Origin of the sequence: Natronosporangium hydrolyticum (genome assembly GCF_016925615.1) — a bacterium.
Lineage (GTDB): Bacteria > Actinomycetota > Actinomycetes > Mycobacteriales > Micromonosporaceae > Natronosporangium > Natronosporangium hydrolyticum.
Genome location: NZ_CP070499.1, coordinates 1,169,107 through 1,181,245 on the forward strand (window position 1 = coordinate 1,169,107; position 12,139 = coordinate 1,181,245).

Annotated in this window: 10 protein-coding genes; 4 read left to right on the forward strand and 6 right to left on the reverse strand. The window is 69.6% G+C overall.

Annotated elements, in window-relative coordinates; genetic code table 11:
• Nucleotides 1–12: 12 nt before the first annotated feature.
• From JQS43_RS05415 to JQS43_RS05435, 5 genes are read right to left on the reverse strand one after another with little or no spacing between them, the layout of a single operon-like run.
• Nucleotides 13–1,194, reverse strand: a complete 1,182-nt coding sequence (locus JQS43_RS05415) for a Gfo/Idh/MocA family protein (protein WP_239677961.1) — start codon at nucleotides 1,192–1,194, stop codon at nucleotides 13–15.
• Nucleotides 1,191–2,702, reverse strand: coding sequence for a mannitol dehydrogenase family protein (locus JQS43_RS05420; RefSeq protein ID WP_239677962.1), 1,512 nt, complete (start codon nucleotides 2,700–2,702; stop codon nucleotides 1,191–1,193). Before JQS43_RS05420 ends, JQS43_RS05415 begins: the two co-directional genes overlap by 4 nt.
• A complete protein-coding gene (locus JQS43_RS05425; protein ID WP_239677963.1) occupies nucleotides 2,699–3,988 on the reverse strand; it encodes an enolase C-terminal domain-like protein in 1,290 nt (429 codons plus the stop codon). Before JQS43_RS05425 ends, JQS43_RS05420 begins: the two co-directional genes overlap by 4 nt.
• Nucleotides 3,985–5,406: a glucuronate isomerase gene (gene uxaC, locus JQS43_RS05430; RefSeq protein ID WP_239677964.1), complete on the reverse strand. Its 1,422-nt coding sequence runs from the start codon at nucleotides 5,404–5,406 to the stop codon at nucleotides 3,985–3,987. The genes JQS43_RS05425 and uxaC overlap by 4 nt, the downstream gene beginning before the upstream one ends.
• Nucleotides 5,393–6,748, reverse strand: a complete 1,356-nt coding sequence (locus JQS43_RS05435) for a Gfo/Idh/MocA family protein (protein WP_239677965.1) — start codon at nucleotides 6,746–6,748, stop codon at nucleotides 5,393–5,395. The genes uxaC and JQS43_RS05435 overlap by 14 nt, the downstream gene beginning before the upstream one ends.
• Before the next feature lie 231 nt (nucleotides 6,749–6,979).
• On the opposite strand from JQS43_RS05435, the gene JQS43_RS05440 reads away from it, so the two are divergent.
• From JQS43_RS05440 to JQS43_RS05455, 4 genes are all read left to right on the forward strand, one after another.
• Nucleotides 6,980–7,993 (forward strand): LacI family DNA-binding transcriptional regulator, encoded by a 1,014-nt coding sequence (locus tag JQS43_RS05440; RefSeq protein ID WP_239677966.1) that lies wholly within the window; start codon nucleotides 6,980–6,982, stop codon nucleotides 7,991–7,993.
• A gap of 13 nt (nucleotides 7,994–8,006) precedes the next feature.
• Entirely contained in the window at nucleotides 8,007–8,981 is a 975-nt protein-coding gene (locus tag JQS43_RS05445; protein ID WP_239677967.1) for a carbohydrate ABC transporter permease, read from the forward strand.
• On the forward strand, nucleotides 8,968–9,870 hold the full coding sequence (locus JQS43_RS05450) for a carbohydrate ABC transporter permease (RefSeq protein ID WP_420847652.1): 903 nt from the start codon (nucleotides 8,968–8,970) through the stop codon (nucleotides 9,868–9,870). The genes JQS43_RS05445 and JQS43_RS05450 overlap by 14 nt, the downstream gene beginning before the upstream one ends.
• A 111-nt stretch (nucleotides 9,871–9,981) precedes the next feature.
• Nucleotides 9,982–11,268, forward strand: a complete 1,287-nt coding sequence (locus JQS43_RS05455) for an ABC transporter substrate-binding protein (RefSeq protein ID WP_239677969.1) — start codon at nucleotides 9,982–9,984, stop codon at nucleotides 11,266–11,268.
• Nucleotides 11,269–11,370: 102 nt separating this feature from the next.
• On the opposite strand, the gene JQS43_RS05460 is transcribed toward JQS43_RS05455, so the two are convergent.
• Nucleotides 11,371–12,114: a sugar phosphate isomerase/epimerase family protein gene (locus tag JQS43_RS05460; protein ID WP_239679321.1), complete on the reverse strand. Its 744-nt coding sequence runs from the start codon at nucleotides 12,112–12,114 to the stop codon at nucleotides 11,371–11,373.
• Nucleotides 12,115–12,139: the final 25 nt, after the last annotated feature.

Here is a 12,139-nt window from a genome sequence, read left to right on the forward strand (position 1 = left end):
CTTTCCTTACGGTCAAGGCTGCCGATATGCAGATATGTTGCAGTGTGTCGGGGTGGTCGCCCAGCCGACCCCGAGCTCGCTCGGCAACGCCAACTGTTCCGCCGCCGTCTGCATCACCGCGCTCACCCCGGGCACCATGACCACCCGATCGTCGCCCTCGCCCTGCGCGGCCACGGCACTGGGCGCCAGTGGCTGGGGCGGTGGCGCCCCGGTGATCGCGGAGATCAGCACGGTGAACGGCTCGGTACGCGCCAGCGGCGCCAACAGCGGTGTGCCGGTGGACCGGTGCGCCAGCAGATTCGCCAGCAGCCCGGTCCGGCCGGGCACCGGGCGCGGTGTGGACTCGCCCGGTAGTTGCAGCCGGTCCTCGGTGTAGCGGAGGACGGCCGGTCCCCGCTCGGTGTGGACGATCACCTCGCCGGCCAGGTGCTGGTCGGCGCAGAGGGTCACCGCCACCACCATCGGCAGACCACCGTCGAGTTCGGCGCGCAGCACCGCGGTGTCGTCCACCTCGATCGGGCGCGCGCAGTAGCGCTCCAACGCTAGGTCGGTGATCTGTGGGGGTCCGCCACCGACCTGCTCGGCCACCGCCAGACACTGCATCAGCGCGTGGGCGAACGGGTTCGCCAACGCCCCGTCGAGTACCGGCCGACCCGCCAGCCGGCGCCGTCCGGCCCACGGCGCCCGGCGGTAGTAGGAGTCCGGGCGTTGCCAGGCACCGACCGCGCTCACCCCGGTGACCCGGCCGTACGCGCCACTGGCCAGGGCGGCGGTGAGCTCCGCCAGCGCCGCCGACCCCAGTGCCTGGAAACCGACCTGGGCGACGCTCCCGGTAGCGGCGAGCACCGCCGCTAGGGCGACGTGCTCGGAGTAGCTGGTCACCGGCGGCTTCTCCAACAACAGGTCGGCGCCGGCCTCGGCGGCGGCGGCCGCGATCTCCACATGGGTGTGTGGCGGTGTCGCGATGACCACCACGGCCGGCCGGGTCTCCGCCAGGAGCCGGCGGTAGTCGCGGAAGAGTCGAGCACCGGGCGGGATCGGGGCGTCGGGCGCCGGCACGATATCGGCCGGGTCACACAGGCCCACGGCCGTAATCTCGCCAGCATCGGCAAGTTCGGCCAACACCCGCCGGTGCCAACGACCGTAGCCGTCGGCGCCGATCAGCGCTGCCCGCGGTGGGCTGTCATCGTTCATGCTGTTACTCCCATCCCGGCGAGGGTGTCTCGGACGCCGTGCCGAGCCAGGGTGGTCAACCATTGGGTCAGCAGGTCCGCCAACTCGGCATCGTGGCGCAGCGACGCCGGAAAGACCGACTCCAGTCCCAACAGCGCCGTGACCACACCGGCCGGAGTGCGCTCCGCCGCCGCCAGCCGGTGGCGGATCTCGTCGGCCAGCGGGTCGTCGAGCGGCAACGCCCGGCCATCGTCGGCCTGCCCGCAGACGAACCGCATCCACGCCGCGAGCGCCAGCGCACCCCACTGGGGCAGCTCACCGGCGGATCTCCGGTCAGCCACCATATGCACCAGCCGCTGCGGCAGCTTCTGGCTGCCGTCCATGGCGACTTGGCGGGTCCGATGACCGGTGGCCGGGTTGGCGAAGCGGTCCAGCACCGACTGGCCGTACTCGGCGACCGAGACACCGGCCGGCGGCGTCAGGCTGGCGGCGATGTCGTCGCGCAGCAGCATCGACACCATCGCCGACGCACCCGGCAGCGCCAGCGCCTGGTCGATGGTGCGGCACCCAGCCAGCGCCCCGAGGTAGGCCAGTGTGGAGTGGACCCCGTTGAGTGCCCGGAGCTTCAGCCGCTCGTACGGGCCGGCGTCGTCGGTCAGCACCGCTCCGGCCGCCTCCCAGGCCGGCCGGCCGGCGGGGAAGTCGTCCTCGATCACCCACTGCCGGTACGGCTCGGCGGCGACCGCGGCCTCGTCGGTCAGGCCCAGCGCAGACCGGACGGTGGCGAGCGTTTCCGGAGTGGTCGCCGGCACGATCCGGTCCACCATGGTGCTCGGGAACCGGACGTGGCTGGTCACCCAGTCGACGGCTGGTGGCTCGGCGAGCGTCAACGCCTGCCTGGCCATGCTGGCCAGCTGCCGACCGTTGGCCGGCAGGTTGTCGCAACTGACCACCGCGAGCGGCCCGGCGTCGGCCCGGGCCCGGGCCGACAAGCCCAGCGCCAGCAGCGCCGGCACGCTCGCCGGTGGGGTATGCCGGGTGAGTTCTGCCCGCAGCGCGGCGTCCAGCTGGAGCTGGCCGGTCGCGGGATCCAGCCGGTACGCCTTCTCGGTGACCGTGAGGGTGACCACCCGGATCGCCGGGTCGGCCAGCAGCGCCACCACCGCGCCCGGGTCGCTCGGGGCATGCCGGACCCCGTGTAGCGCCCCCACTACCCGGATGTCGGTCTCCGCCTGGTCGCGGCTGGCGACGCTGAACAGCCCGTCCTGGGCGGTCAGCGCGTCGACCAACGGCCGGTTGCGGGGGGCGACCGCCACAATGCCCCAGTCGCCGCCGCGGGCGGCGATCGCCGCTTCGGTGAAGACCGCCTGGTGGGCGCGGTGGAAGGCGCCGAGCCCGAGGTGCAGGATCCCGGGCCGGAGGTCGGCCGGGTCCAGCAACGGCCGGCTCGCCGGGGGGAGCCGGGAGATCGTGGCCCGGCACAACCGGTCGACCGTCACCCCCGGCTCGTCAGTCGTGCCAGCCCTCATCGCCATACCGGCCCGTCCGGGTAGCTGAAGCGGGCCACCGACTCGGGCTTCATCTCGATGCTGTAGCCGGGGGCGCTCGGGAGCTGGTAACGGCCACTGCTCATCCGGACCGGATCGACGAAGTGTTGGTGCAGATGGTCGACGTACTCCACCATCCGCCCGGTCAGCGATCGACTGACCCGCAGATAGTCGAAGGCGGTCAGGTGTTGTACGTACTCGCACAGGCCGACCCCGCCGGCGTGCGGGCAGACCGGCACCTCGAACTTGGCGGCCAGCAACAAGATGGCGAGCACCTCGTTGACCCCGCCGACCCGGCAGGCGTCGACCTGGCAGACGCCGATAGCGTCGGCCTGCAGCAGTTGCTTGAAGATGACCCGGTTCGCCGCGGCCTCGCCGGTCGCGACCCGGACCGGGGCTACCGCCGCCGCGATCCGGGCATGCCCGAGCACGTCGTCGGCGTGGGTCGGTTCCTCGATCCAGTACGGGTCCACCTCGGACAGCTGCGCCATGTGCTCGATCGCCTGCGGTACGTCCCAGATCTGGTTGGCATCCATCATCAGCAGCGACTCCGGGCCGATCTCCGCCCGGATCAGCCGGGCGCGGCGCAGGTCGTCCTCGAGCGCACCGCCTACCTTCATCTTCATCGCCCGCCAGCCTTCGGCGTACGCCGCGCGGGTCAACGCCCGGACCTTCTCATCCGGGTAGCCGAGCCACCCGACCGAGGTGGTGTACGAGGGGAGGCCGACCGCCCGCAGCTCCGCGAGCCGGTCGTCGCGCCCCTGCTGGCCCCGGTCGAGCAGGTCGGTCGCCTCCGCCGGCGTGAGCGCGTCGCTGAGGTGGCGAAAGTCGATGTTGCGGACCAGTTCAGCGGTGGGCAGGTCGGCGAGTAGCGCCCAGATCGGTTTGCCCGCCACCTTGGCGCGCAGATCCCACACCGCGTTCACCAGCGCGCCGGTGGCCATATGGATGACGCCCTTCTCTGGCCCCAGCCACCGCAGCTGCGGGTCGGCGGTGAGCGAGCGCCAGAAGGCTACCGGCTCATCGGCGATCTCGGCGAGGCTGCGCCCGACGACGTGGTGCGCCAGCGCGGTGACCGCACCACAGGTCAGCTCGTTGCCGCGGCCATTGGTGAAGGTCAGCCCGGCGCCGACCGGACCGCCGTCGGTGGTCAGCTCGACGTACGTGGCGGAGTAGTCGCCCCGGTTGATGGAGTCCGAGCCGTCGCCCGCGTCCGCGGTCGGGAAGCGCACATCGTGGACGGCTACGTCCTTGATCGTCACGGTCATGGCTGCTCCAGTCGGAAGATCCGTTTCGGGATGCGGTAGGCGAGGTCGACGATCGTCTCCGCCGCCTCGGCCAGTGGCAACCGGTGCTCGGCGACCAGCCGGGCGAGGAATCCGGCGTCGACCCGGCGGGCGATCTCGTGGCGTACCGGGATCGAGCAGAACGCCCGGGTGTCGTCGACGAATCCGGCGGTGTTGTAGAAGCCGGCAGTCTCGGTTACCGCTTCCCGGAACCGGCGCAACGCCTCCGGCGCGTCCAGGAACCACCACGGCGCGCCCAGGTAGACCGCCGGGTAGCCGCCGGCCAGCGGCGCCAGTTCACGGCTGAAACTGGTCTCGTCCAGGGTGTATAGGACCAACGTGAGCCGGGGCTCATTGCCGTACGCGGTGAGCAGCGGGCGGAGCGCCTCGACGTACTGGGTCGCCTGCGGGATGTCCCCGCCCACGTCGCGCCCGTGCCGTCGGTAGAGCCACTGGTTGTGATTGCGCACCGACCCGGGGTGCAGCTGCATCACCAGCCCGTCGTCGAGCGACATCCGGGCGAACTCCAACAGCATGTGTCCCCGGAACAGCTCGGCGTCGGCGGCGTCGGCCTCGCCCCGTAGCGCCCGGTCGTAGACCGCCGCCGCTTGCCGGTGGTCGAGCGCGGCGGTGCCGGCGGTGACATGTCCGTGGTCGGAGGAGGTGGCGCCGGCCTTGCGGAAGTCCTCCCGCCGTCGGCGCAGCGCGGCGAGGAAGCCGTCGTAGCTGGTCGTGTCTTCGCCGCTGAGCTCGCCCAGCCGGGCGATGTTGGCGGCCCAGCCGTCGAACTCGAAATCGACCACATTGTCTGGCCGGAAGGTGGTGATCACCCGGCCGCCGGGGCCGCCCCACCCGTCGGCCGCCAGCCGGGCGTGCGCGCCGAGGTCGTCGGTGGGTGACTCGGTGGTGGCGAGCACCTCGATGCCGAAGCGTTCGAATAATGCGCGGGGCCGAAACTCCGGCTCGACCAGCCGGGCCGCGATCCCGTCGTAGATCTCGTCGGCGGTCGCCGGCGTCAGCGGCGTGGTGACCCCGAAGACGTCGCGAAAGGTCCGCTCCAGCCAGATCCGGGAGGGAGTTCCTCGGAAGAGGTACCAATGCTCGGCGAAGGTCCGCCAGATGGTGCGGCCGTCGGTCGCCACTGGCGAGCCGTCCACCGAGGGCACCCCCAGCCGCGCCGGCGGCACGCCCTGGGCGTGCAGCATCCGGGTCAGATAGTGGTCGGGGACGATCAGCAGCCGCGCCGGGTCGCCGAAGGGGGCGTCCTCGGCGAGCAGCCGCGGATCCACATGTCCGTGCGGACTGATCAGCGGCTGCTCCTTGACCAGCCCGAACAGCTCCCGAGCGAGCGCCCGGGTGGTCGGGTCGGCCGGGAACAGCAGGTCGTCATCGCCGGGCATCGGACTCCTTCGGCTGGTGGTGGGACAGGTCGAGCAGGTCGCTGGTGCGGACCGGGGCGCCGCGTTCAAGCGAAACGTTGCCGGCGAAGCCGACGAGCAGTGAGGCGGCGCCGTCGCGTTCGGTGGCGGCGCGCCCCAGCCGGTCGGGAATCCGGCCCGGCTCGGCTCCGAACAAGACATCGGTCATCCGGCTGTCCGCACCGCCGTGCCCTTCCCGCTGGTGATCAGGGACATCGACCTGGTAGGGCGGCCGCCAGAACGGTCGTACGGTGAGCGTGTAGCCGCCGGCCTCGGCGGCAGCGGCGTCGCCGTGCAGCTGCGCCCCCTTTAGCCCGCCACCAGCGGCCGCGGCGACGTGGTCGTTCTCCACCACCTCCAGCTCCAGCCGGCCCTGACTGCCGTTGAACATCACCCGGTACCCCTCCCACGGCGAGTAAGCGGTCAGGTGGTAGGTCATCCGGGCGCCGCTGTCGTATCGGACCAGTACCGACAGGTCGTCCTCGATGGTCACGCCCGGGGCGAAGACGTTGCGGTCGCGGTGGTAGCCGTCGTGCGCCTCGGCGTCGAGGTAGAGCTGTTGAAGCTGCGGACTGTCGGCCATGCGGAGCGCGAACGGGTCCGACTCGGCTGCGGCCGAGCCGTGGGCGCGGTCGTAGCCGCGATCGTAGCCGTGCCGTTGCCCGTGCTCGCCGTAGAAGAACAGCCGGCCAGAGGCGTAGACCTCAACCGGGTGGGCAGCCAGCCACCAGTTCACCAGGTCGAAGTGGTGGGTAGCTTTGTGCACCAGTAGCCCGCCCGAGTTGGCCTTCTCCCGGTGCCACCGCCGGAAATAATCCGCCCCGTGCCGGACATCCAGCAGCCATTCGAAGTGGACCGAGCCGACCTCGCCGATGGTGCCGGCGCTCAACAGCTCTTTTACCCGCTCGTGCAGCGGGTTGTAGCGGTAGTTGAAGGTCACGGCGACCCTGCGGCCGGTGTCGGCAACCGTCTGCAGGATTCGCTGACAGCCGGCCACGTCGACGGTCATCGGCTTCTCGGTGATCACGTCGCAGCCGGCTTGGAGCGCCGCCACGATGTATTCGTCGTGGGTCCGGTCGACGGAGGTGACGATGACCGTGTCGGGCCGCTCGGTGGTGAGCAGCTCCGCGAACCGGTCGGCCGGCCAGCCGGTCGCGGGCGGCGCACCGAGTTCGGTCAGGGCCCGGTTGTGGGCGGCGATCCGGGCGGGGTTGGGGTCGGCGAAGGCGACCAGCCGGGACCGGTCGGCGTAGGTGGTGGCCAGGGCACGCGCGAACAGTTGAGCGCGCGCGCCAGCGCCGACGATGGCGTACCGGTGCGGCACGGCTCCTCCTCGAAGCGACAGCAAAGGTTTGTAGCGGAGCCAACCATGAACCCGCCACCGACGTCAATCATTGACCGTGGTAACACCGACAAAGTAGGACGAAACAGGTGCGTGTTAACGTGTGAGTTGTTATCCTGCAACAAATCTGCATACTTTGCCGGTTGACATGCCCGCAATCGTTTGCATTAATTGCGGTCACACGTGACGACCACCACACCCCGAGGAACCCGCGTGCCTGTAACGATCCGCGACGTCGCCACCGCCTCCGGCGTACACATGTCCACGGTGTCCCGGACGTTCTCGGCGCCGCACCTGGTCAACCCGGAGACCCGCAGCCGGGTGCTGGCCATCGCCGAACAGCTCGGCTACCGGCCCAACCGGGCCGCCCGGGCGCTGATCACCGGCCGGACCCACAATCTCGGCCTCATCGTGGCCGACCTGGCCAACCCGTTCTTCCCCCCGCTGATCAAAGCGGCCGAGGGGCAAGCGCGGCAACGGGATCACCACATCTTCGTCGCCGACGCCAATGAAGACCCATTGGTCGAGGAGGAGCTCGTCCTGGCGATGGCCAAACAGGTCGACGGCGTACTGCTCTGCAGCCCTCGGATGAGCAACAGCGTGATCGAGCAGTTGTCGCGGGACGTCCCACTGGTGGTCGTCAACCGGTCGATCCCGGGCCTGCCCTGCGTGGTGATGGATGTCGGGCAGGGGGCGCGCAGGGCCGTCGAGCACCTGGTGGAGCTGGGGCACCGCCAGCTCGCGTTGCTCGGTGGCCCGCGTGGCTCCTGGACCAACCGGGAGATCCGCCGGTCGGCGGTGGCCGCCGCCCGGTTGGCCGGGGCGGAGCTGGCGATCATCAGTCCCAACCCACCCACCGAGGAGGGCGGTTACGCCGCCGCCGAGCTGGTGGTGCGGGACCCGGCCACCGCCGTACTCGCCTACAACGACCTGATGGCCATCGGTCTGCTGGAAGGGCTGGACGAGCTCGGGGTCGGCGTGCCGGACCAGGTCAGTGTGGTCGGCATCGACGATATCGAGTTGGCCCGGCGGACCCGGCCGAAGCTGACCACGGTCGCGACTCCGGCGGGGGCTGCGGGACGCGCCGCCGTCGACATGTTGCTACAGCACGGCGACGACCGCCGGACTACCGCACAGGCGGTGCTCCAGACCGAGCTCGTGGTCCGGGAGTCGACCGCGCCCCCTAGCGCCGCCGCAGCCGGCGCCGAGACCTCGAACCGGGAGTGATCCTGTGGTTAGTGTGGGCAGACCCGCTGCCGCGCCACCCGTACCGCAGCCGGCGGCATCGCCGCCGCCAACCCAACCGAAGACCTGGCGACGGGACGGCCGGGCCGCGCTGCTCTTCCTCGGGCCCTGGTTCGTCGGCCTGGTCGCGATCACCGCGGGTCCGATCTTCGCCTCGCTGGTGCTCTCCTTCACCGACTACAGCTTGCTGAGCTCGCCGAGCTGGATCGGGCTGGAGAACTACGAGCGGATGCTCAACGATCCGCGGCTACACAGCGCGATGTGGGTGACGCTGCGGTACGTGGTGGTGTCAGTGCCGCTGCAGCTGGCCCTGGCGCTGGCGCTGGCGTTGGTGCTGGACCGGGGCGTCCGGCTGCTGCCGCTCTACCGCTCGATCTATTACCTTCCCTCGCTGCTCGGCGCCAGCGTCGCGATCGCGATCCTGTGGCGGCTGGTCTTCGGCACCGAGGGACTGGTAAACCAGGTGCTCACGCTCCCGGTGATCTCGAACGTCGCCGGCATGCTCGGAATCGAGCCCACCGGCTGGGTCTCCCATCCTGACTACGCGCTCAACACGCTGATTGTGCTGAACGTCTGGACCTTCGGATCGCCGATGGTGATCTTCCTGGCGGGGCTGCGGCAGATCCCGGTGATGTACTACGAGGCCGCGGCGGTCGACGGCGCCAGCTGGCTGACCCGGTTCGGCCGGATCACCCTGCCGCTGCTGACCCCGATCATCTTCTTCAACCTGGTACTGCAGATGATCGGCGCGTTCCAGACGTTCACCCAGGCATTCATCGTCAGCGGCGGGAGCGGCGGGCCAGCCGACTCGACCCTCTTCTACACGCTGTACCTCTATCAACGGGGGTTCGGCAACTTCGACATGGGCTACGCCTCGGCGATGGCCTGGGTCCTACTCGTAATCATCGGAGGGTTCACCGCCGTGAACTTCCTGGCCGCGAAGTACTGGGTGTTCTATGGTGACGACTAAGCCGACCACGGTCCCCGATCCGGCGCGGTCGCAGCGAATGCAGCGGCCGCCGCAGATCAACCGGGGTCGAGTCAAAGGCCTGCTGATCCATGTCGGACTCATTACGTTCGGCCTGGTGATGCTGTATCCGCTGCTGTGGATGATCTCCAGCGCCTTTACCCCGACCGAGCTGATCTTCCGTGAGCCGGGGCTATGGCCCAGCCAGCCCACCCTGGAAAATTTCCGGGACGGGTGGACGGCGCTGCGCCACCCGTTCCACCGATACATCTTCAACTCGATGGTGATCGTCTTCGGTGCGGTGATCGGGAATCTCCTGGCCTGCTCGATGGCGGCGTACGCGTTCGCCCGGCTCAACTTCCGGGGCCGGAAGTGGTACTTCGCGATCATGCTCGGCACCATCATGCTCCCCATCCACGTTGTGATCGTGCCGCAGTACATCCTCTTCGCCCAGCTCGACTGGATCAACACCTTCTATCCGTTGATCGTGCCGAAATTCCTGGCCACCGACGCGTTCTTCATCTTTCTGATGGTGCAGTTCATCCGCGGCCTGCCAAAGGAGCTGGACGAGGCCGCCCGGATCGACGGCTGTAACCATTGGGGGATCTACTGGCGGGTGATCCTGCCACTGTCGATGCCGGCGCTGGCGACCACCGCGATCTTTACCTTCATCTGGACCTGGAACGACTTCTTCAGCCAGCTGATCTTCCTTGCGGACCCAGATCTGGCTACTGTGCCGCTGGCGCTGCGGCTCTTCGTGGACTCGACCGGCTCGACCTCCTGGGGCCCGCTGTTCGCGATGTCCGTGGTCGCGCTGGGGCCGATCTTCGGCTTTTTCCTGGCTGGTCAGCGATACCTTGTCCGAGGCATCGCGACCACCGGGATCAAATAGGACGTCCGCTCGTCCTCGCCATGGTGAGTATTTGAACCGGAAGGAGCAGGACCGGGCACCTGGGATCGCGGCATCGCGACCCGGATCGGATTTATTGAGAGGAGCAGCACCGTGCGAAGAAGTATGCGATTCGGCCGCCAGTCGGTCGTGGTCGGCTTTGCGCTGGCACTGGTCGCCAGCGGATGCGGCGACAGTGGTGGCGACGACACAACGGTAACCCTCCAGTTTTCGTGGTGGGGGTCGGACTCCCGGCACGACGAGACTCAGCAGATCATCGACGCCTTTGAGGCGGCGAACCCCGACATCCGGATCAACGGCGACTTCACCGACTGGAACTCCTACTGGGACCGGCTCGCCACCGCCACCGCCGGCGGCCGGCCGCCGGACATCATCACCCAGGAGGAGCGGTTCGTCAGCGAGTACGTCGCGAACAACCAGCTGCTCGACCTGAACACACTGCCGGACGACGCCCTCGACCTGAACCACCTGGACGAAGCCGCCCTGGCCGCTGGTGAGATTGGTGATGGGCTATACGCGATCGCGACCGGGGTCAACGCCTTCACGATCGTGGCCGACCCGGAGATCTTCGACGAGGCCGGGGTCGAGCTGCCCGACGACACCACCTGGACCTGGCAGGACTACCTCGACCTCTCGGTGGAGATCTCCGAGAGCGGCGCCGGCTACGGCGCCCAGGTCTTCGGCACCAACGAGGCCGGTTTCAACGCCTACGCGCGGCAGCGGGGCGAGTCGCTCTACCAGGCGGACGGCGGCCTCGGCTTCTCGGCCGAGACGCTGGCCGAGTGGTGGACGCTGTCGCTGGACCAGACGCTCCTCGGCGGCGCGCCGGAGGCCACCGAGTCGGTGGAGATCGGCTCCTCCGGTCCGGACCAGTCGTTGCTGGCGACCAACGACGGCGCGATGGGCTTCTGGTGGACCAACCAGCTCGGCGCGCTCGCCGGCGCCGCCGGCCGAGACCTGGTGTTGTTGCGCCAGCCCGGCGAGGCCGACGGTCAGCGGCCCGGCATGTACCTCAAGCCGGCGATGTTCTATTCGATTTCGGCCAACACCGACCACCCAGAGGAGGCGGCCCGCTTCGTCGACTACCTGCTCAACAGTGCCGAGGCCGCGGAGATCATGCTGACCGACCGGGGGTTGCCGGCGAATCTCGAGGTGCGGGAAGCGATCCAACCGCTGCTGCCCGAGACCGAGCAGCAGGTCAGCGAGTTCCTGGCGGAGATTACCCCGGAGCTGGCGGACCCGCCGCCACCACCGCCGACCGGCGCCGGCGAGGCCGTCGACATCATGCAGCGGCTGCACGAGGAGGTGCTGTTCGAACGGATGACGCCGATCGAGGCGGCCGAACAGTTCATGCAGGAGCTCGAGGCCGCCACTAGCTAACCGCCCGCCCCGGCCTCGTGGCCGATCATGAGCTTGTTGGCCGACACGCCCCGGCGTGTCGGCCAACAAGCTCATGATCGGCCGGAAGTGATCGGCGCGAAGTCACGGGGCGGGGAACGAGTCGATGGTGGCGGCGAGGATATCCTGGCCCGGTTGTGCCCACAGTGTTTCGTTGAAGATCTCGACCTCGATTGGTCCGGTGTAGCCAGCGGCCTCGACGGCCGTGTGGAACCGACCGAAGTCGATGCACCCCTGCCCGGGCAGGCCGCGACCGGTGAGCACCCCGGCCGGCAGCGGCGTGACCCAGTCGGCGAGCTGATAGCAGCTGATCCGCCCAGCGGCACCGGCCCGCGCGATCGCCGCCCAGACACGGTCATCCCACCAGAGGTGGTACGTGTCCACTACTACCCCCACGACCTCCGCCGGGTACGGCGCGGCGAGCGCGAGCGCCTGGTCGAGTGTGGAGACAACACACCGGTCGGCCGCGTACATCGGGTGGAGCGGTTCGATCGCCAGCTGCACTCCGGCGGCGTGGGCGTGGGCCACCAGGGCCCCGATCGCATCGCCGACCCGGGCGCGGGCGGCGGCGAGGTCTGGTTCGTCGGCCGGCAGACCACCGCTGACCAGCACCAGCACCGGGGCGCCGAGCGTGGCGGCTTCGTCGATGGCGCGCCGGTTCTCGTCGTACCAGCCCGGCTGCTGGAAGAACCCGCCGCGGCACAGCGAGGTGACCTGTAGGCCGGCGGAGCGTACCTGGGCGGCCGCCTGCCCGACGCCGACCTCGGCGACTGATTCGCGCCAGAGCCCGACGCCGCGCAGGCCGGCGGCGGCGCAGCCGGCTACCATCTCGGTGAGCGGCCAGTGTTTGGCC

Excerpts from the sequence above, each read along its gene's own strand:
- JQS43_RS05460 (WP_239679321.1), bottom strand. The coding sequence starts at position 12,114 with ATGGTAGCCGGCTGCGCCGCCGCCGGCCTGCGCGGCGTCGGGCTCTGG.
- JQS43_RS05425 (WP_239677963.1), bottom strand. The coding sequence starts at position 3,988 with ATGACCGTGACGATCAAGGACGTAGCCGTCCACGATGTGCGCTTCCCG.
- JQS43_RS05450 (WP_420847652.1), top strand. The coding sequence starts at position 8,968 with ATGGTGACGACTAAGCCGACCACGGTCCCCGATCCGGCGCGGTCGCAG.
- JQS43_RS05420 (WP_239677962.1), bottom strand. The coding sequence starts at position 2,702 with ATGAGGGCTGGCACGACTGACGAGCCGGGGGTGACGGTCGACCGGTTG.
- JQS43_RS05415 (WP_239677961.1), bottom strand. The coding sequence starts at position 1,194 with ATGAACGATGACAGCCCACCGCGGGCAGCGCTGATCGGCGCCGACGGC.
- uxaC (WP_239677964.1), bottom strand. The coding sequence starts at position 5,406 with ATGCCCGGCGATGACGACCTGCTGTTCCCGGCCGACCCGACCACCCGG.